Source organism: Streptococcus alactolyticus (assembly GCF_042649785.1).
GTDB classification, from domain to species: domain Bacteria; phylum Bacillota; class Bacilli; order Lactobacillales; family Streptococcaceae; genus Streptococcus; species Streptococcus alactolyticus.
Genome location: NZ_JBHRZX010000032.1, coordinates 1 through 19724, shown reverse-complemented (window position 1 = coordinate 19724; position 19724 = coordinate 1). Strand labels below are relative to the sequence as shown.

General features: G+C 42.3%; 16 protein-coding genes and 1 pseudogene. 6 read left to right on the top strand and 11 right to left on the bottom strand.

The genetic code is table 11. The features are described 5' to 3' along the window. Window positions 1–4: 4 nt before the first annotated feature. From ftsY to yycF, 8 genes are all read right to left on the bottom strand, one after another. The gene (gene ftsY / locus ACFORE_RS06705; RefSeq protein ID WP_235280761.1) at window positions 5–1525 is read right to left on the bottom strand and encodes a signal recognition particle-docking protein FtsY; all 1521 of its coding nucleotides are present in this window, start codon (window positions 1523–1525) and stop codon (window positions 5–7) included. Between the two features lie 50 nt (window positions 1526–1575). Further along, window positions 1576–2394 (bottom strand): Cof-type HAD-IIB family hydrolase, encoded by an 819-nt coding sequence (locus ACFORE_RS06700; protein WP_154455022.1) that lies wholly within the window; start codon window positions 2392–2394, stop codon window positions 1576–1578. Beyond that, window positions 2391–3191, bottom strand: a complete 801-nt coding sequence (locus ACFORE_RS06695; RefSeq protein WP_154455021.1) for a Cof-type HAD-IIB family hydrolase — start codon at window positions 3189–3191, stop codon at window positions 2391–2393. The genes ACFORE_RS06700 and ACFORE_RS06695 overlap by 4 nt, the downstream gene beginning before the upstream one ends. A gap of 161 nt (window positions 3192–3352) precedes the next feature. After that, on the bottom strand, window positions 3353–6892 hold the full coding sequence (gene smc, locus ACFORE_RS06690; RefSeq protein WP_235280760.1) for a chromosome segregation protein SMC: 3540 nt from the start codon (window positions 6890–6892) through the stop codon (window positions 3353–3355). Window positions 6893–7003: 111 nt separating this feature from the next. Then, the gene (rnc, locus tag ACFORE_RS06685; protein WP_167829298.1) at window positions 7004–7690 is read right to left on the bottom strand and encodes a ribonuclease III; all 687 of its coding nucleotides are present in this window, start codon (window positions 7688–7690) and stop codon (window positions 7004–7006) included. A gap of 204 nt (window positions 7691–7894) precedes the next feature. Beyond that, the gene (locus ACFORE_RS06680; RefSeq protein ID WP_154455019.1) at window positions 7895–8704 is read right to left on the bottom strand and encodes an MBL fold metallo-hydrolase; all 810 of its coding nucleotides are present in this window, start codon (window positions 8702–8704) and stop codon (window positions 7895–7897) included. Further along, a complete protein-coding gene (gene vicK / locus ACFORE_RS06675) occupies window positions 8705–10048 on the bottom strand; it encodes a cell wall metabolism sensor histidine kinase VicK (protein WP_154455018.1) in 1344 nt (447 codons plus the stop codon). Next, a complete protein-coding gene (yycF, locus tag ACFORE_RS06670; RefSeq protein ID WP_154455017.1) occupies window positions 10041–10751 on the bottom strand; it encodes a response regulator YycF in 711 nt (236 codons plus the stop codon). Before yycF ends, vicK begins: the two co-directional genes overlap by 8 nt. A 290-nt stretch (window positions 10752–11041) precedes the next feature. Here yycF and ACFORE_RS06665 point away from each other — a divergent pair, with 290 nt between their 5' ends. From ACFORE_RS06665 to ACFORE_RS06650, 4 genes are read left to right on the top strand one after another with little or no spacing between them, the layout of a single operon-like run. Further along, on the top strand, window positions 11042–11806 hold the full coding sequence (locus ACFORE_RS06665; RefSeq protein ID WP_167829297.1) for an amino acid ABC transporter ATP-binding protein: 765 nt from the start codon (window positions 11042–11044) through the stop codon (window positions 11804–11806). Window positions 11807–11820: 14 nt separating this feature from the next. Next, a complete protein-coding gene (locus ACFORE_RS06660) occupies window positions 11821–12633 on the top strand; it encodes a transporter substrate-binding domain-containing protein (protein WP_154455016.1) in 813 nt (270 codons plus the stop codon). A gap of 14 nt (window positions 12634–12647) precedes the next feature. Beyond that, window positions 12648–13346 carry an amino acid ABC transporter permease gene (locus ACFORE_RS06655; protein WP_154455015.1) on the top strand — a complete coding sequence of 233 codons (699 nt, stop codon included), beginning with the start codon at window positions 12648–12650 and terminating at the stop codon, window positions 13344–13346. An 11-nt stretch (window positions 13347–13357) separates the two neighbouring features. After that, window positions 13358–14005, top strand: coding sequence for an amino acid ABC transporter permease (locus ACFORE_RS06650; RefSeq protein WP_154455014.1), 648 nt, complete (start codon window positions 13358–13360; stop codon window positions 14003–14005). A gap of 42 nt (window positions 14006–14047) precedes the next feature. On the opposite strand, the gene ACFORE_RS06645 is transcribed toward ACFORE_RS06650, so the two are convergent. From ACFORE_RS06645 to ACFORE_RS06635, 3 genes and pseudogenes are all read right to left on the bottom strand, one after another. Continuing rightward, the gene (locus ACFORE_RS06645; protein ID WP_154455037.1) at window positions 14048–14656 is read right to left on the bottom strand and encodes a TVP38/TMEM64 family protein; all 609 of its coding nucleotides are present in this window, start codon (window positions 14654–14656) and stop codon (window positions 14048–14050) included. 180 nt (window positions 14657–14836) lie between these two features. Further along, the gene (locus ACFORE_RS06640) at window positions 14837–16258 is read right to left on the bottom strand and encodes a sensor histidine kinase (protein WP_293957005.1); all 1422 of its coding nucleotides are present in this window, start codon (window positions 16256–16258) and stop codon (window positions 14837–14839) included. A gap of 39 nt (window positions 16259–16297) precedes the next feature. Beyond that, window positions 16298–16980: pseudogene (locus tag ACFORE_RS06635) on the bottom strand (response regulator transcription factor). A 172-nt stretch (window positions 16981–17152) separates the two neighbouring features. On the opposite strand from ACFORE_RS06635, the gene ACFORE_RS06630 reads away from it, so the two are divergent. Together ACFORE_RS06630 and ACFORE_RS06625 are read left to right on the top strand one after the other, a co-directional pair. Continuing rightward, the gene (locus ACFORE_RS06630) at window positions 17153–17671 is read left to right on the top strand and encodes a TetR/AcrR family transcriptional regulator (RefSeq protein ID WP_235280756.1); all 519 of its coding nucleotides are present in this window, start codon (window positions 17153–17155) and stop codon (window positions 17669–17671) included. Window positions 17672–17785: 114 nt separating this feature from the next. After that, complete coding sequence (locus ACFORE_RS06625; protein ID WP_154455011.1) at window positions 17786–19555, top strand: oleate hydratase; 1770 nt, start codon at window positions 17786–17788, stop codon at window positions 19553–19555. Window positions 19556–19724 lie beyond the last annotated feature (169 nt).

Genomic DNA, 19724 nt, shown 5'->3' with positions numbered 1-19724 from the left:
CTTCTTAGATAATGCCTTCCAAAAGACCACGCATGAAGTCTTCTGAATCAAATTCACCGATGTCATCGATTTTTTCACCAAAACCAATGAGTTTAACAGGAATATCTAATTCTTGACGAATGGCAAGAACAACACCACCCTTGGCTGTTCCGTCAATCTTGGTTAGGATAAGCCCCGTCAAAGGTGTGATTTTTGAAAATTCTTTGGCTTGGCTGAGAGCATTTTGACCTGTTGAGGCATCAAGAGCCAACAAGGTTTCATGCGGCGCATCAGGAACCACACGCTTGATAATACGCCCTATTTTTTCAAGCTCAGCCATGAGGTTGTCTTTGTTTTGCAGACGTCCTGCCGTGTCAATCATAAGAATATCAACGTTTTCAGCGACAGCTTTTTCCATACCGTCAAAGACGACTGAGGCTGGGTCAGCTTTTTCAGGTCCTGTGATAACTGGCACGTCCACTCGATGTCCCCACTCAACCAACTGAGCCACCGCACCTGCACGGAACGTATCCGCGGCAACCAGCATGACTTTTTTGCCTTCTTGCTTGTATTTATAAGCTAATTTCCCGATAGAAGTGGTCTTTCCGACACCATTAACACCGACAAAGAGCATAACGGTCAAACCGTCTTGGAAATTGATTTTTTCATTAAAGACGCCATCTTTTTCGTAAATATCAACCAATTTTTCAATGATGACACGTTTTAAATCATCAGCTTTCTTGGCATTTTCCAATTTTGCCTCATAACGCAACTCTTCCGTAAGCTGGGTTGCCACATTGACACCCACGTCAGACAAAATCAGCATTTCTTCCAATTCTTCAAAGAATTCCTCGTCCACTCGGCGGAAATTGGCCAGAAAGGCATTCAAACGCGCGCTGAAACCAGTACGGGTTTTCTTAAGGCTGCGGTTGTATTTTTCTTCTTCCGTTTCAACAGGCTCTGCCACCACTTCAGGTTCTGCTTCTGGCTCTTCTTGACGTGTGCTGATTGGCTCAAATGAGATGCTTTCGCCACGTTCCAAGGCTTCCTTAGCTGCAGCTTTTTTAGCGTAATAATCCGCCATGACATTTGAAAAATGCGGGTCAGCTTCTGCTGCATTTTCAGAAAGATCTTCTGATGAGTCAGAAGTCATCTTTTCAGCAACTTCTTCAGTTGATTCAGAAATGACTTCTTTTGTTTCTGAAAGTTCCTCAGAAGGTTCTGAAACCATTTCTTCGTTTTCCGCAAGGGTTTCCACAGTTTCCTCAAAATCTGCTGAATTATCCTCATCTTCCGTGATTTCAACAGTTTCTAAGATAGTTTCAGCTGGGGTAGAATCCGTTTCTTCTGTTTCTTCCACTGCTTCGTCTTGTGTGTCTTCTGTTGTTGAGGTGAGGTCAGAGGCTTCTGTGCTTGTTTCTTCTGTTTTTCCTTCCTCAGGGGTGTCAGTCACCTCCTCGGTTTCCACAACAGTTTCCTCAACCTGCTTGCCTTCAACTTCCTCGTCTTTTCGTCGATTTCTAAATAAACGGTCAAATAATCCCATATTCTATTACCAAAGGCAACAGAGCCGATGCCCTATCGCTTCCTTTCTATTTACGCCTTTAAAATGTATTCTTCGATAGTTTCTGCAACACCTGATTCTTCATTGGTGCGGGTGGTTGTGTGGTTTGCGATGGCTTTGACTTTAGGAACAGCATTAGCCATGGCAACACCTAGGCCAGCCCATTTAAGCATGGAAAGATCATTTTCCTCATCCCCCATAGCCATCACTTGTTCAGGCAAGAAGCCTAGATGATCAATCAATTGCTGCAAGCCCGCTGCTTTGTGAACGCCTTTTGGCATCATTTCCAAAATAATCTCACGTGATTTAAAGATTTCAAATGCCTCATACAAGTCTTTTGGCAGCTGCAAAATTTGCTTATCCAAAAATTCAGGATCGGTCACGCTGACCACCTTGTTGTAAATAACATCTTTTGGAATCTCATCAAAACTATCTAACTCCACAAAGGTAAGTTTTGGGTTGGCCTGCGGGTAATGAGAATGATTGCCCTGACTAGGAAGACTGTACACGATGCCATCACTAAGCACGTCAAAAGGCAAACCTAGAGGTTCCAAGGCCTCATGCAAACGCCGCAATTGGTCGCGTGTCAGTTGGCTTTTATCCAAAATCTTCCCATTGGTTTTTTGCACCAAACCGCCGTTGAAGGTGATGATGTAATCCTCATCTGATATTAAATCCAATTCGTCCAACAAATCCTCAACAGCTTTTAAGGGGCGACCTGTTGTGATGACAACTTTTACCCCCTTGTCACGTGCTGCACGCAAGGCTTGTTTATTTTCCTCTGACACCACCTTTTGACTGTCAAAAAGCGTGCCATCCAAGTCCAAAGCCAATAATTTTATCTCTGTCATGGTTTAGCCAACCTTTCCATGTAAGTCATGACAACCTCTTCATCACAATCTCCGATGACTTCATCCGAGATGTTTTTGATTTCTGGGCGGGCATTTTGTGTGGCGATGGCTGTGCCAGCAAATCCCATCATTTCAAAATCGTTGAGGTTATCTCCAAAGGCAAGCACTTCACTGCTATCAATCTCAAAAGCTTGGCAAAGGGCTTCCAGACCCGTGCGTTTGTTGACACGACTATCTATGATATCCACCGATTTAAACCCTGTGGTAACAGCTCGCGCAAAATCCACTCGTTGATTAAACCAAGCCTCACCTTGACGCACCGTATCACCTGAAAAATTCGCCGTTACTTTCAAAATAGCATCTTCTATGTGTGCTAGATTTGGCACACGTTGAACATTTTCATAATAGTGGCTAATGAAGTGAGCGTATTCATCGCTCGCTTTTTGGTGCAAATACGCTCCTTTTTCGCCTGATAACAAAAAATCGTAGCCTGACAGGTAGGGATTTTCCAATAAAGTATCAATTATGTCCAAATAAGCTGGCTTGCTGAGGCCTGATTCAAAGATAATAGAACCATCAGCCTTGACCAAGGTACCATTTTCAGCGATGAAAGCCATCTGATGATGGTAATCCGCAAACATTTTTTCCAAAGCCAAAAGTGGACGACCACTGGCTGCCGCAAATAAAATCCCTTTTTGAGCAAAATCATCTAAAACAGCACGCAACCTTGCCTTATCAAAAGAACCTTGTCGGTTTAAAAACGTACCGTCCATATCTGTTGCTACTAACTTTATCATTATTACACTCCTAAAGAATCGTATAAGCCTATTTTATCAAAAAACACTCTAATTTTCTTGTGAATACAGCATTCTTTTAAAACTTTTACATCTAACACTCCTATTGACCTAAAAACCCCAACTGTTAGCAGCTGGGATTCATTTTATTCTCTTTGTAAAGGCTAGTCCACAAGGTTTTCAGCCTCTTTTAATTTGACCGAAACGATGCGGGAAATGCCTGATTCTTGCATGGTAACGCCGTAAATGCTATCTGCGGCAGCCATGGTTCCCTTACGGTGGGTTACCACGATGAATTGGCTGGATTGGTCAAAACGGTTTAGGTAATCCCCGAAACGTTTGACATTAGCTTCGTCCAAGGCAGCCTCTACCTCATCCAAAATCACAAACGGAATGGTCTTGATGCGGATGATTGAAAAGAGCAGAGCCAAAGCAGACAGGGCTTTTTCTCCCCCTGACATCAAATTCAAAGATTGGATTTTTTTGCCGGGTGGTTGCACCGAAATCTCAACCCCAGCGGTCAACACATTGTCATCCGTCAAAGACAATTCAGCCGAACCACCACCAAACATTTGGCGGAAGGTTAGTTTGAAGGACTCACGAATGGCATTGAAAGTCGTTTGGAAACGCGTTTTCACTTCGTCATCCATATCGTTGATGGTTCCCAAAAGCAAATCTTTGGAATGAATCAAGTCGTCTTTTTGCGTGTTTAGGAAGGTCAGACGTTCCTTGACTCCTTGATATTGCTCAATAGAATCCAGATTGATAGGCCCCAAAGCCTTGATTTGACGATGCAAGTCTTGCAAGCATTGGCGAGCACGTGGCATGTCCTCAATGGCTTGGCTGGCTTGTTTGGCGTCCTCCAAGGTAAATTGGTAATCCTCAGATAAGTCCTGAGCAAATTGACGCAGGCGGCTAGATACTTGGCTGATTTGAGCTTCTAGGATAGCTTGCTGACGAATCAAATCCTCGTTTTTCTGATTTTCACGCGTCATCAAATTAGCCAATTCTTCCAGCTGTGCCTCGCAGTCTTCCAATTCGAAGCGTTGGCTAACCAGTTGTTTGTCAAGCTCTGATTTTTTGGCCTGAGCAGCTTCTTGTTGCTTTTGCAAAATAGGCAAGCGTTCCAACTGATTGTCGTCTTTGGTCGTTGCCAAAAATTGCTCCAAGCGCTCAATTTCTTCTTTCTTTTCAGCCAAAGTCACTTCGAGGCGAGTTTTATTGGCAGACTCAAATTTTCGCTCACTCAATAAATCATGCTCTGTCAAGGTTTCCTGTGACAATTGCTGACGCAGGCTGGCTACTTTTTGCGTGGTGGCTTGCTTGTTTTCTTTAATCTGCTCAATTTCAAGGTTCAAGGCTTCTTTACGTTCAGCAATAGCCTGCAAATCAGCTTCCAGTTTGGCTTTTTGTTCCTGCAAGGCCACATCGTCTTGCGCACCTTCTGAGGCTTGCAAACGTTGGTAAAGTTGCTTAACATCAGTCAAACGTTCTGCCAATTGCTGGTATTCCAGCTCTGCCTTTTGCTCTGCAAATCGTGCCTGTTCGCTGTCTGCTTTTAATTGTTTCAGGCGTTCTTGTTGAGCTTTCAAGCGTTCTTGCAAGGATTGAACCTGCTTTTCTTGTTGCAACTGCAAGCTTCGCAATTCTCCCAATTCAGCCACAAGGTAATCCAATTCAGGCTTGATGAACATCGTGTTATTTTGACGATTGGCACCACCTGAAAAAGAACCGCCTGGACGGATTTCGGTTCCATCTAGGGTTACCAAACGCACCTGATAATGCAAACGGCGGGCTGCTTGATTGGCGTGGTCTACTGTATCAAAAATAGCCGTCGTTCCCAGTAAATTCTGGAAAATGGTATCTAGACGTGACTCCACAGCAACCAAGTCGCTGGCTACACCTAAAAAGCCTTGACTACCTTTTAGTAGTGAACGGTTTTGAGCAGATAGGTGTCTTGGCTTAATGGTTGTGAGTGGTAAGAAAGTTGCCCGCCCTTGACGTTTTTTCTTCAGAAAATCAATGGAACGTTTCGCAGATGCCTCATCTTCTACAATGACGTGCTGGCTTGCTCCTCCAAGAGCAATTTCAAGTGCCGTCTGGTAATGTTTGTCAAAGGTCAAGTGCTCACTCACCGCACCAATAATGCCACCTAGCTGAGCTGAAGCTTGCAAAACAGCCTTAACACCAGTGTAAAACTGGCTGTGATTTTTCAAAATAGAGGCTAAGCTGGCCTGTCTGGCTTCTTTGGACTTGATCACATCCAATTGGTCAAAGAGTTTGTCTTGTTGGCTGTGGTAGTCTTTTTCAAGCTGATTGGTTTCTTGCTGTACCTTTTGATAAGTATCTAGCAAGTCCTTAACGTCTTGACGAGAGGCTTCAAAATGCGCCAAAGCAGCCTTAGCTTCTTCTTGCAAGCTTGCTAAATTAGCCTGCGTTTTTGAGAGTTCTTCGGACTTGGATGCCGATAATTGTTTTTGATTATCCATGTCCGCCAAGGTCGCGGTCAATCGGTTGGACAACTCTGCCTCTTTTTGCATCAAGCCGACAAATTCTTCACGCAAATGCTCAATCACTTGGTCTGGGTCCGATGAAAATTGCTGCAACTCTGCTTCCAAGTGCTTGATTTGCGAACGCGTAGTGCTCAATTGCTCGTTTAATTGCTTTAAGTGTTCTTTCTTTTGTGTCACTTCTTCTTGCAATTGGCTTTGCGTAGCTTTCAATTCCTGTAATTGGCTACTTGTGGCTTGTTTTTTCTCTTCTTTTTGGCTGGATTCGAAGGTAATCAAATCCATCTGATGAGCGACATCAGCTAAAGTTTTCGTGACAAGCATCAAGTCATCTTGCCCCTTGGAAATGGCTTCAGACAACTGGCGACGTTTGTCTTTTAAGGCATGATTTTTCTTTTCCAAATGCTCTTGCTGAGCATAAAAAGCCGACAAATCTGTCTGCACAGTCGCCAGAGAACTCTTCAACTGCTCCAACTGAGCTTGATCTGTTTGAATATCCTCAACCAAAATACTCAACTGCAGTTGCTTGCGTTCCTCTTCAAAAACCAGAAACTGCTGGGCAACCTGAGCTTGTCTTTCTAAAGGCACGATTTGCGTGTCCAATTCATAAATAATATCTTCCAAGCGGTCTAGATTGTCTTGCGTTTGATTGAGTTTGGTCTGCGTTTCTTTCTTACGTGTCTTGTATTTCAACACACCCGCAGCCTCTTCAAAAATAGCCCGACGTTCTTCGGGTTTGCTATTGAAAATCTCCTCCACACGCCCTTGGGAAATGATTGAAAAAGAATCCCGACCCAAGCCCGTATCCATGAACAAATCGTGAATATCACGCAAACGAACCTTGCGCCCGTCAATCAAATACTCACTATCACCACTACGGTAAATCCGACGCTCAATGCGAATGGTTTCCTTAGCTTGTGGGATAAAACCATCTGAATTATCCAGCACCACGGTTACCTGAGCGTAATTGAGGGCTTTACGTGTTTCTGTACCTGCAAAAATGACATCTGGCATCTTGCCACCGCGCAAGCTTTTGGCAGAGGATTCTCCTAGCGCCCAACGCAGACTTTCGGTGATATTGGATTTTCCAGACCCATTAGGTCCGACAATCGCCGTCACCCCTTTGTCAAAGCTGACCAGCGTTTTATCTGCAAAAGATTTGAACCCTTGCATCTCGATTTCTTTTAAGTGCATAATCAAACAAAAAAGGCAAACACACCTAAGAAAGCATGAACGACTCTTCAAACAGTCAGCTCAACACTTGCAATAGGTGAGCATTGCCCTTCGTAATTCCTTTCAAAACAGTTATTGCAACGCGTCTAAAGCATTTTTGGCGGCATCTTGTTCCGCTAATTTTTTCGACTTGCCAATACCTTTGCTTTTGGCTTCATCATTAACAAATACCGTCACTTCAAAGACCTTGGCATGGGCAGGACCTGATTCATTAGACACACGGTAATCAATGCTCACATCACCTTGCCCTTGCAGCAATTCTTGAAGAGTGGTTTTGTAGTCTTTGACACGTTCAAAATTACCCTTTTCGACTTGGGGAATCATGACCTTGTTCAAAAAGGCATTGACCGCCTCAACACCTTGGTCCATCAATAAAGCACCAAGAAAGGCTTCAAACAAATCCCCTAAAATCGTGTCACGGTGGCGACCGCCTGATTTTTCTTCGCCATTGCCTAATTTGATGTAGGCATCAAAACCACAATAACGTGAAAAACCAGCCAATGATTCCTCACGAACAATCATGGAACGCATTTTTGACAAATCCCCTTCGGGTTTTTTAGGGTATTTTTTAAATAAGTATTGTGAAATCAATAATTGAAGAACGGCGTCTCCTAAAAATTCCAAGCGCTCATTATGTGAAATGTTTAGGAGACGATGTTCATTGGCATAAGAAGTGTGGGTAAAGGCTGTTTCCAACAACGTCTTATCCTTGAAATCGATTCCAAATTCTTGCTTCAGTTTTTCATTTAAAGCTTGCACAACAAATCTCCCTTCAACATAGACCTAGCAACGCCGACATCAACAAAAGCTGCCTGTCACACATCTTAACAAACAGTGTTATAGACCTTTTTATTATACCAAAAAGTCGTGAAAAATGTTGAGCCAATCGCAATTTCGCTTGAAATATCTCCACAATCTAAAAAAGCTAGCAACCAAAAGGCGGTTGACCTAGCTTTGCTTTGTTTAAAGAATTGTTAATGGCGTCGCTTCATCTGGTGAAGTATCATGGACCGTCATGTCATTTCCTACCCCAAAATCAGCCTGCATGAGATTATTTTCCATGGTCATGTGCGCCAATTCTTTAATATTATTTTCCTTGCTCAAATGCCCTAGGTAAATCTTTTTCGTGCGGTTACCAATGGTGCGAATCATGGTTTGGGCACCGTCCTCATTGGACAAGTGTCCCTTGTCAGACAAAATGCGTTGTTTCAAACTCCAAGGATAGGCTCCTGAACGCAAAATATCCACATCGTGATTGGCTTCAATGAGATAACCATCGGCATTTTCAATCATACCAGCCATGCGGTCACTCACATAACCCGTATCTGTCAACAAGACAAAAGACTTATCATCCTTCATCAAACGGTAAAATTGAGGGTCCACAGCGTCATGACTAACCCCAAAACTTTCGATATCAATGTCACCAAAGGTCATGAGTTTGCCACGTTCAAAAACGTGCTTTTGCACATTGTCCAATTTCCCAATCATTTGGCGGCTATCAATGGTTTCCCACGTTTTTTCATTGGCATAGATGTCAAGGTGATAGCGACGCGCTAGAACCCCAACACCCTTAATATGGTCAGAGTGCTCGTGAGTGACAAAGATAGCATCCAAATCCTCTGGCTTACGGTCAATTTCAGCCAGCAAACTCGTGATTTTCTTACCTGTCAACCCCGCATCGATTAAAAAACGCTTTTTAGGCGTTTCGACATAAAAGGAATTTCCTGTTGAACCAGAAGCTAAAATACTATATTTAAAACTACTGTCTGACATCTATTCTTCATTGTCCTCCCATTCATCATAAACTTCAGAATCTTTTTCATATGGAAGTACAATCGTAAAGGTTGAGCCCTTTCCATATGTACTTTGTGCCCAAATAAAGCCCTTGTGTTGTTTGACAATTTCCTTGGCAATAGCTAAACCAAGCCCTGAACCACCTTGGGCACGGCTTCTTGCCTTATCCACACGGTAGAAACGATCAAAGATAAGCGGCAAATCTTTTTTCGGAATACCAAGCCCCTCATCAGAAATGGAAATGATTAACTGGGTTTCTGTCGTCCGCATTTTCACCGTAATTTTGCCACCATCTGGCGAATACTTGATAGCATTGTTTAAAATGTTATCCAAGACTTGCGTCATTTTATCTGGGTCAATTTCCAGCCAAATGGGCTTGATAGGGTAATCACGCACAATCTCGTAATACTTGCCACTAATGGTATCTTGGTTTTTGATTTGGTCAAAACGGTTCAAAATCGAGGTCATAAAAGCTGTAAAATTGGTCACTTCTACTTCCAGACGAACCGTCTGATTATCAATCCGCGATAGGTTGAGCAAGTCCGAAATCATGCGAATCATGCGATTAGTCTCATCCAAAGACACCTTGATAAAGCTAGGGGCGATATCTTCTTTCAGCGCTCCCTCGTCCAAAGCTTCCAGATACGATTTGACAGAGGTCAAGGGCGTCCGCAACTCGTGACTGACATTGGAAACAAAGAGGCGACGCTCCCTGTCTTCTTTTTCCTGCTCAGTTGTGTCGTGCAAAACGGCAATAAGCCCTGAAATAAAGCCACTATCACGGCGATTTAAGGCAAATCGAATACGCAAGGTGATAAATTCACCCGTTTCGTCCCGACGGTTTAAAACAATCTCAGGCGTCTTTGACACCAAATCATGATAAGTGTAATGACTGTCCGACCCTAAAATATCAATGATATTAAGTTTCAAAGCCTCCACGCGCTCCAAATTCAGCTGCTGCTGCGCCGTTTGGTTAATCATGGTGATATTGCCCGCACGGTCCGTAGCAAGCACCCCATCGGTCATGTAAGACAAGATGCTGGCTAAACGATTTTTTTCTTGGGCTAAATTTTCTTGGGCTAAGCGAAAGACGGTTGACAAATCATTTAATTGCGCTGCTAATTCTGCTAAATCTCTATCTTTTTTGATAACAATGTCTTCGGAATATTGTCCTGTAATCAGCTCTCGCACCTTACCGCTTAAACGCCTGATATTAAGAGACGTGCGGTAATCACGAATCGCCAAATACACAAAATAAACCGCTACAAAAGCTAAAAGGAAGAGGAGCGTTTGCTCAAAATAATCTAACATTACCTTATTCATAAGATTTCATGTAATAACCAACACCACGTCGGGTCAAAATGTATTCAGGTCGGCTAGGCGTGTCTTCGATTTTTTCACGCAAGCGACGAATCGTCACGTCAACAGTACGAACATCGCCGAAATAATCATAGCCCCAAACCGTTTCCAACAAATATTCACGCGTCATCACTTGTCCCATGTGGGTTGCCAAATGATGCAATAATTCAAATTCACGGTGGGTCAATTCGATATCTTCCCCACGTTTTTGAGCAACAAAAGCATCTGGCAAAATCTCCAAATCCCCAATCACAATTTCAGAACCAGTTGTTGAGGCATTTTCCTCAGCCACGGCACTTTCAATGTTTTCCGTGCGTCGCAAGTGAGCCTTCACACGCGCCAACAACTCACGATTTGAAAATGGTTTAGTCACATAATCATCGGCCCCAATTTCCAAACCAATAACCTTATCAAACTCACTATCTTTAGCCGATAGCATGATAATCGGAATGTGGCTCGTTTTACGAACTTCCTTAGCCACTTCAAGCCCGTCTAATTCTGGCAACATCAAGTCCAAAATAATCAAATCAGGCGATTCTTCCTCAAATTTCTTCAAGGCTTCACGACCATCAAAAGCCGTGATGGTTTCATAACCTTCCTTGTTCAAATTAAATTTAATAATATCCGAAATCGGTTTTTCATCATCAATAATAAGAATTTTTTTCATATGCCACCTCTTCATTCTTCAACAATTCAAAAATTCTCACACCACAATCGGTAAGCGATTGTCCTAACTGCTACCCTTGATTATAACAAATTTCGAATTCAATTGGAAATATTGATCACCTTGTTTGCTTACTTGCCTCTTTTTTGACGATAACACCATATCTATTGTTACACATTATTTAAATTTTCTGAAAATACTTGACAATTAAGACCCTCTATGATATCATTAACTTACCCCTTATGTTAGATATGCTTACATCTAACTGTTTCTATCTTAAAAAGGAGATACTCGTGGCACTTATTGAATTTAAAAACGTTGAAAAATACTATGGTGATTACCATGCGCTTAGAAATATTAACCTAGAAATCGAGAAAGGACAAGTCGTGGTGCTTTTAGGACCGTCTGGTTCTGGGAAGTCAACCCTCATTCGTACCATGAACGCCTTGGAATCTATCGAAACAGGTAGCTTAAAAGTTAACGGGCATGAATTGGTAAATGCGTCTGCCAAAGACCTTGTGCAACTCCGCAAAGAAGTCGGCATGGTCTTTCAACACTTCAACCTCTACCCTCACAAAACCGTGTTAGAAAATGTTACTTTGGCTCCTATGAAAGTTCTTGGAAAATCAAAACAAGAAGCTGAAGAAATCGCTCAAAAATATTTGACTTATGTGAATATGTGGGACCGCAAAGATTCTTACCCAGGTATGCTTTCTGGTGGGCAAAAACAACGTGTGGCTATCGCTCGTGGATTAGCCATGCAGCCTGAATTGCTCTTATTTGACGAACCGACTTCAGCCCTTGACCCTGAAACGATTGGGGACGTGCTTGCCGTTATGCAAAACCTTGCCAAAGAAGGCATGAACATGATTGTCGTAACCCACGAAATGGGCTTTGCGCGCGAAGTGGCGGACCGCATCATCTTCATGGCAGAAGGTAAAATTCTAGTGGATACCACAGACGTCAAAGGCTTCTTTGACAACCCAACTGAGCCTCGCGCCAAACAATTCTTAAGTAAAGTCATCAATCATACCAGCGACAATGTTGCCCAAGAATAAAGGAGTTCACTGATATGAAGAAATTAACCAGAATGCTAGTTGTCGCTGTTATGGCACTAATCAGCTTGACCCTGTTTTCAAGTAAGGTCAGAGCAGACGATAGCAGTTCAGAAGCCATTCAAAAAATCCAAAAAGCAGGCGTGTTAAAAGTTGGGGTCAAACAAGACGTGCCAAACTTTGGTTATTATTCTGCCGAGGCTGGCCAATACGAAGGGCTCGAAATTGATTTAGGGAAAAAAATCGCTAAACAATTAGGCGTGAAAGTAGAATTCACACCCGTAACAGCTCAAACGCGTGAAGCCCTTTTGGACAATGGGCAAATTGATATTTTGATTGCGACTTATACCATTACCAAAGAACGTCAAGCATCTTATGCCATTTCAGAGCCTTACTACTACGATGAGATTGGCTTCCTTGTTGACCGTTCAAAAGGCTATAAAACCATTGACGATTTAAATGGCTTGACTATTGGGGTGGCACAAGGTTCAACAACCAAAGCAGCTATTGAAGAATACGGCAAAGCCCACCATCTCAAATTTAAATTTGTGCAATTGGGTTCTTATCCTGAGTTGGCTATTTCGCTTTATGCTAACCGCATCAACGCTTTTTCTGTGGATAAGTCTATCTTGAGTGGTTACGTCAGCAAGAAAACCAAAATCCTTAGCCAAGGATTTAACGTCCAAGAATATGGTATCGCGGCGACCAAAGCCAACCAAGGCTTGATTAACGATATCAACACCTTGCTTTCAGAATGGAAAGCTGACGGAGAGTTGCAAAAATTATATGACAAATATCATCTAACACCTGCAACACCGAGCGAGAATTAAGAAAGGAGAAACGTATGTTTTTATTAACGTCTAGTCCTTTTGCGCTCTCACGTTGGGCAGATTTCTTTGCCAATTTCGGTGAATTTGCAAAAGGGTTTCTATATACTTTGAGTATGTCAGCCTGTGCCTTGATTTTAGCCTTTTTGCTGGGCGTCGTTTTTGGTGCCATGTCTTCGTCTAAAAGCAAGGTCTTAAAAGGGATTGCACGGGTTTATGTTGAGATTTTCCAAAATACCCCACTGCTGGTCCAATTCGTGTTTGTGTATTATGGACTTGCCATTATCTCAAATGGGGCTATCATGATTTCAACCTTTTTCACAGCGGTTTTGTGTGTGGGCATTTACCACGGGGCTTATATCGCTGAGGTTATCCGTTCTGGGATTGAAGCCGTGCCAAAAGGGCAAACAGAAGCTGCCCTATCACAAGGTTTTAGCTACAATCAAACCATGAGCCTCATCATTTTGCCACAAGCGGTGCGAACGATTTTACCACCGTTGACTAACCAAGTGGTAAACCTTATCAAAAATACGTCAACGGTTGCCATCATTTCTGGGGCAGACATCATGTTCACAGCCAAAGCTTGGGCCTATGAAACAACTAACTACGTTCCTGCCTTTGCTGGAGCGGCGGTTCTTTACTTCATCATGTGTTTCCCACTTGCAACTTGGGCACGCCGTCGAGAAGAAAAGAACAAACGCTCATATTCACTTTAGGAGGAATCTAAATGTCAGTATTAACACCGACGAATATTAGCTTTATCCTCCAAGGATTACAGCTAACGCTTTATATTTCATTTATTTCCATTGTTTTATCAACGCTTATTGGAACAGTTTTAGCCGTGATGCGTAATGGGAAAAATCCTGTTCTTCGCATCATTTCAAGCATTTACATCGAATTTGTCCGTAACGTTCCTAACTTGCTTTGGATTTTCATCATTTTCTTGGTTTTCCAAATGAAATCCACTCCAGCTGGGATTACGGCATTTACCGTCTTTACCTCTGCGGCTTTAGCTGAAATCATCCGTGGTGGGCTAAATGGGGTCGATAAAGGGCAAACCGAGGCTGGCTTGTCACAAGGAATGACTTCTTTCCAAATCTTTGTTTACATCATTTTCCCTCAAGCCTTCCGCAAAATGCTACCAGCTATCATCTCACAGTTTGTAACGGTCATCAAAGACACGTCATTGTTGTATTCGGTTATCGCCATTCAAGAATTATTTGGGAAAAGCCAAATCTTGATGGGACGCTATTTTGAACCTAGTCAAGTCTTTACCTTGTATGCGTTTATCACAGCGATTTACTTTGTTATCAACTTTTCGATTTCAACTTTCTCAAGACGACTAGCCAAAAAATGGGAAAAAGCTGCCGAATAAAAACCTATCAAAAAAGCTTATTCATTTGAATAAGCTTTTTTATTAACGCAACAAGGCAAGCAAGTAGCCAAAGCCTTGGTAAGCAACGATGGTATATAGGTACAAGGTAACTGGCTTTGTCAGCAAGAAAATCAAGGTAAATCGCTTAAAGGTCATTTGGGATAAACCTGAAACCATGCACAAAAAATCATCTGGAAAACCAGGGAGAGCAAAGGCAATACCTAGAAATTTCTCATAAAATTTACCATCGTTTTTATCCAAGTAACCAATATATTTGTTATACGTTTCTTCTGAAACAAAGGCTCTGGCAAAATTTTCCCCGTAACGTCTTGCCAAGGCAAAAGCCATGAGGGACCCTAAAAAGATACCTGTGAGGTTATAGACAAAGCCCCAAATTGGACCAAACGCAATGTAACCAATGACGCTAGTCATGCCCCCAGGAATAATAGGGTAAACCACCTGAACCATTTGTGCTAGGATAAAAATAATGGGTGCTAGTAAGCCCATTTGACCGAGGTATTGTTGGAAAGCGCCGCCCACCTGAAAGTAACTTTGGTGTTGCTGAAAGAAAATGAACAAGGCAATCGAAATCACCACTCCGATACCTGTTAAGATTTGAATGTATTGTCGTTGTTTGCCAACTTGTGTCATCATATCTCCTCGCGTTCTATTCGATTTCTACGTGGTATTCTTTTAACAAGAACACCGTTGCCGTATGGTTCTATTATAACCTAAGGCTCTTTTAGAAATCTTGGTCAAAGTCTTGAAAAGTTGCGGCAAAATTGTGGCAAGTTTTTTGGCATTTGCGACGATAAAAGCACCCATGAAAACTCATAGATGCTTTTGGGTATTTGGCAAATCAATGATAAAGCAGGTTTTCTCCTCGTTAGAAGTGGCTCTTATCGTGCCTTGATGACGTTCGATGATTTCTTTAGTGATGGCTAAACCGAGCCCAAATTGCCCTGATTTGCCCTTGTAAAAGCGTTCAAAAAGATGCTCAAGGTCATCTGCAGCAATGGGTTCACCGTCATTTGCCAGCTCGATACGAACACCCGTTTCCAGCTGCTCAACTGAAATAGTCAGGTACTTGTTGTCATAACGGATAGCATTGGACACAATATTTGAAACAGCGCGTTCCAATAGCTTCTCATCACCCTCTATCACGACTTCTTCAGAACTAAAGTGGTGCACAAAGACAAGGCCACGCTCATCTGCGGTCGCTTTTAATCGCCAAGTCACGTCATAAAGCAAATCTGTGATGTTTACAGGCTCCAGATGCAACTGGGTTTGAATAGATTCCATCTTGGATAGGGTCAGCATATCCTCAACCAAATGAGCCATTTTATCACTCTCATCAACAATAATACCAGCTGCTTCTTGCGTATTGGGGATAATCCCCTCGCGAATCCCTTCAGCATAACCTTGAATAGACATGAGAGGCGTCCGCAATTCATGAGAGGAATTTTGAAAGAAGAGCTGCTGGCTGCGTTGGTTGGCGTCAATCAAATCACTCATGTGGTCCACTGTTTCGCGGACCTCGTTAAATTCATGGTAGGCAAAATGTGGGTCGTCCTCCATTTTTTCCCGATTGCCAAGGCGTAAAATATAAGATTTGAGATTGCTAAAATTGCGGTCCAATTTTCGTGAAGTCACATAAATGCTAAGGCTAGCTACCAAGCCCACAATCACCATGACCAACAACAAGATGTTAATGTAGGATTCAAATTCTTCGATGGGAGTAACATTAGCAAATACAAACACATAATATTTAGACGATTGAGCGTCACTTTTGGCAATATAATTTCCCTCTAATTGCCCAGAATAACTTTTCATCTTGACCATGTAGCTGGCGCCATCTACCCTGACTTTTCGAAATTGGTGCAATTGCGCTAGAAAATAATTGGACGACTCCCGATAGGACCAATCTGCCTTGGGGTGATTGATAAAATCATCGACCACTTTTTTGGAAATCGTCTTTTCTGATAAATCGTACAAAGAAGCCGAAATGTACTGAATGTCAAATTGGTCATCTACGATTACATAAGTGGTTTCAAAGATATTGCCCGTGGTTTTCTGAGGTGATTTTTCCCCTGAATGATAGGCATCCAGAGTGGCGTACTGCATTTGCATGGCCGTAATGGCTTGCTCAGCGATAAAAATACGCAAAAGCGTGTTAAAAACCAGCAAAATCATGATAAATGACAGCATGAGAATGGCTAGAGGTTGCACAAACAAAGTTGTGCGAAAACGCACCTGTCGCTGCCAAAATCGTCTGCCCTTAGCTGACTCTTCTTATTTCTTGGTGAGTTTGAAGTCATAACCCCAAACCGTTTCAATAAGGACATGGCTGTCAACCTCCCTCAATTTTTTTCGCAAGCGTTTGATGGTGTCATCTGTCACACGCGTTTCCACATCTTCCTCATAACCCCAAATCTGCTGGAGCAGGTCTTGGCGAGAAATGGCCTCCTCTTGATGTTTGAGGAGCATTTTCAACAACTCAAATTCTGTATTGGTCAGTTTCAATGGGACTTTCTTGTAAAGGACAAGCCGTTCTTTTTCTGACAAGGTCAAGCCTTCGTAGGCAATCACATCCGCGTCGCTTTTTTTAGAACTCGTGGCATGACGGCTCAAAATCGCCTTCACCCGCAAGCTTAATTCAAAGAGGAAAACGGTTTGGTAAAATAATCATCTGCCCCTGCTGAAAAGCCCTGCAAAAAGTCCTCGTCCCCATCACGCGCCGTCAACAAGATAATCGGAACATCTGATTGTTTTCGAATACGAGCAGCAATGTCTATGCCACTGGTGCCTGGCATCATCACATCCAAAATAATTACATCCGCTTCTTCCTCCAAAAAGCGCAAAAACAACTGGTCCCCTGTTTCAAACACCTCTACCTCTAAACTTTGTTCACACAAAAAAGAAGCAATCAAGTCCCGAATATTCTTCTCATCATCTGCCACATAAACCCTTGCCATGACCAACCTCCTCAATCTTTTTCTCTTTATCCTAAAATGCCCATATCATCTCTTTAAAAGCGTTTTCGTATTTCTAATCATCTTATTATACCATACCGCAAGAGACTTCTCTTTTTTCAGGTTTTTCTAGGCAAATCATGATACAATGAAGACCGAATCAAGAAAGGACATTATGAATAATTTAACAGAACGTGCCTTTGCCAAGGCCTTAAAAGACATCATGCAGGACAAATCCTTTGATAAGGTGACCGTTACCGAATTGGTCAAAAAGCTCAATGTCAACCGCCAAACTTTTTACTACCATTTCAATGATTTGTACGACCTTTTGGAGCGTATTTACATCATGGATGGGGATACGATTTTAAATCAAGCTGCCAACTCAGGCACCTGGCAAGAAGAGCTTTTGGCTATTTTTCATTACATTCAAGACAATCGGCAATTTGTCTGCAACACCTATTATTCTGTAAACCGCAATTATCTGGAGCATTTTTTATATGACCGCATTTACCGCTTTATCAATCCAATCGTACAAGAAAAACACCCAAACTTGAGCGGAACAGAGCTAGATTACCGTGTGAATTTTTACAAATACGCTTTGGTCGGTTTTGTTTTAGACTGGATTGATTCTGGCTTAAAAGAAAATCCTGAAGCATTAGCGCAACACATCAGCCGTGTCCTTGAGCAATTATAACTAGACACATCTACCAAAGTGTCTAACATCTATACACTTTCCACAATTTGTCTATGTTCTTTTTTCTCATAATGGGGTTTAATGAGAATGAATTTAGATAAGGAGTTGACATGTATGTATTATTCAAATGGTAATTACGAAGCTTTTGCTCGTCCTAAAAAACCTGAAGATGTCGATAACAAATCGGCTTACATTGTCGGTGGAGGTCTAGCTGCCTTGTCAACAGCTGTTTTCCTTATCCGTGATGCACAAATGCCAGGCGAACGCATCCACATCCTTGAACAATTAGGGCTACCAGGTGGTAGCATGGATGGGATTAAAAATGAACGTTTAGGCTATGTCATCCGTGGTGGGCGTGAAATGGAACCTCACTTTGAAGTGCTTTGGGATTTATTCCGTTCCATTCCATCTTTAGACAATCCTGAACATTCTATTTTGGATGAATTTTACTGGTTAAACAAAGAAGACCCTAGTTATGCTAAGACACGTGCCATTCATCAACGTGGTAAAGCCATTCCTGACGATGGTCAATTAACCCTTTCTGAAAAAGCTATTAAAGAAATCATTCACTTGATTTTGATACCCGAAAGCCAACTAGACGATGTCCAAATCAATCAAGTCTTTAGCGATGAATTCTTTGAATCAAACTTCTGGCTTTATTGGAGTACCATGTTTGCCTTTGAACCTTGGGCAAGTGCGATGGAAATGCGTCGTTACCTCATGCGTTTCATCCAACACGTTGGGACATTGAAGAACCTTTCATCTCTTCGATTTACCAAATACAATCAATACGAATCATTGATTTTGCCTCTTGTTCACTTCTTGAAAGAAAAAGGCGTTGATTTCCAATACAATACAACCGTTACCAACATCTTGGTCAACCGCTCTGGAAATGATAAGATCGCCACTAAAATTGAATGGGTTAAAGATGGTGAACGCGAAAGCCTTTCATTGAGCAAAGACGACCTTGTCTTTGTTACAAATGGTTCGATCACTGAAAGTTCTACCTTTGGTGACAATGACCACCCTGCTCCTGTCGAACATCCACTTGGTGCCAGCTGGGAACTTTGGAAGAAATTAGCCGCTCAAGATAGCGACTTCGGTCACCCTGAAAAATTCTGTGAAAACATTCCTGATAGCAACTGGACCATTTCTGCGACAATCACTTTCAAAGATAAACGCGTGGCTCCTTACATTGAAAACATCAACCATAAGGACCCTTACAGCGGTTCTATCGTTACAAGTGGACCAACCAGTATCAAGGATTCTAACTGGTTGTTAGGTTATTCTATCAGCCGTCAACCACACTTCCAAGTTCAAAAAGAAAACGAACTTGTTGTTTGGCTCTACGCTCTTTACACTGACCGCGAAGGTAATTACATTGCCAAACGTCCTGATGAATGTAGCGGTAAGGAACTTTGTGAAGAATGGCTTTACCATATTGGTGTGCCAGAAGACCAAATTGAAGACATTGCCAGTGCTGCGTCAACCATTCCCTGTCACATGCCGTACATCACCACTTACTTCATGCCACGTGGCAGCAAAGACCGTCCATTAGTTGTTCCAAAACACAGTAAAAACCTTGCCTTTATCGGAAATTACGCCGAAACCCCAAGAGATACTGTCTTTACAACAGAATACTCTGTTCGAACCGCTATGGAAGCTGTTTACACCTTGTTACATGTTGACCGTGGTGTGCCAGAAGTATTCGCTTCTGCCTTTGACGTGCGCATGCTATTAAACGCCTTCTATTACTTGAACGACCAAAAATCATTGGATGAACTTGACCTTCCTTGGGCTGAAAGAGCCATTCTTAAAGAAACCCTCAAGAAGATTAAGGGCACTTATATCGAAGAACTCTTCCACGAATACCACTTATTGTAATTATCCTGTATATCGTAGAAAACTCTGTTCAAACTATTCAAATAGGCTCCACGTAAAGTGGAGTCTTTTTTGTTAGCTGATTTTGAGGAAAAGAAAGGCTCTATAATTTCTGTAGTGGGTAAAACCACCGTGGAGATTATGGAGCCTTTTTGAGTGTAGAAAAAAAGTC